Here is a 423-nt window from a genome sequence, read left to right on the forward strand (position 1 = left end):
GTCTTTATTGTTATCGATTGTTGCGATTTGTGGGGTTTTGAGAGCCTATTTTTCCTCTGGCGCGAGGGAAATGCTGAAAGACATGATAGTGCTTAAAGAGCGTGTGCAAAAGTTAGAAACGGAGATGGACTTTTTGCCTGATCGCGATGCGCTGCAAAGGTTGGAAGTGAATATGGAGAAATTGAATGGTCGCCTCAATACACTTTCTGCGCAGTTGCAACCGGTGGCGGCAATTGGTGAGCGCTTGCAAGAGTTTTTACTGGAGAATGCCAAAAAATGAAAGCAGATATGGATAAAATCATCCGTGAAGAAGCGCGATTGATTATTTTAAAAGGGCTTGCTTGTGAGCGCAGCGAAACCTTATCGAGTGCGATGATTGAGCGGCTTTTATACAGTTATGGCATCAGGCGCGATCGCGATTTT

Annotated in this window: 1 protein-coding gene; it reads left to right on the plus strand. The window is 44.7% G+C overall.

Annotated elements, in window-relative coordinates:
- The coding region (locus tag J7R13_RS09060) for a DUF2730 family protein (protein ID WP_208438328.1) at window positions 1-280 on the plus strand (280 nt) is incomplete at its 5' end.
- Window positions 281-423 lie beyond the last annotated feature (143 nt).

Origin of the sequence: Bartonella taylorii 8TBB, from assembly GCF_902825155.1 — a bacterium.
Lineage (GTDB): Bacteria > Pseudomonadota > Alphaproteobacteria > Rhizobiales > Rhizobiaceae > Bartonella > Bartonella taylorii_A.